Genomic DNA, 516 nt, shown 5'->3' on the forward strand with positions numbered 1-516 from the left:
CCGAACCAGCCAACAACTCCGCAGCCATCCCCACCCACTGCGACCCCTGACCCGGAAACACCAGCACCGAACGACCGGAGACCAACCCGCCGCCGGACGCCGCAGCCCCCTGTGACAGCGCGGTCAGGTGCTCGGGGAGGTTCTCCTCCGTGCCCACCAGCACCGCGCGGTGCCCCAGTGCGCTGCGGCCCGTGGCCAGGGAGAAGGCCACGTCCACCGCGCGGATGCCCGACCCGTCTGCGATCCGGGCCGACAGCGCCGCGGCCTGGGCGCGCAGCGCCTCCGGAGTGCGTGCCGAGAGGAGCAGGGGGACGGCGGCGGGTACGGTCCCCCGTGCTTCGGTCTCCGGGGTTTCGGACCCGTCGACGCATATGTCCGCGGCAGCTGTCGGGGCGGCCGGGGCCTGTTCGAGGATGACGTGGGCGTTGGTGCCGCTGACACCGAAGGAGGACACACCCGCACGGCGCGGACGACCCGTGTCGTCCCACGTACGGGCCTCCGTCAACAGCCGCCCGG

General features: G+C 73.4%; 1 protein-coding gene. It reads right to left on the reverse strand.

Annotated features, from left to right (window positions below; genetic code table 11):
- Positions 1 to 516 (reverse strand): ketoacyl-synthetase C-terminal extension domain-containing protein (locus tag ACP4IX_RS36630; protein WP_426559021.1); only part of this gene is annotated, 516 nt, incomplete at both ends.

The organism is Streptomyces sp. WG5, assembly GCF_049974565.1.
Classification (GTDB): domain Bacteria; phylum Actinomycetota; class Actinomycetes; order Streptomycetales; family Streptomycetaceae; genus Streptomyces.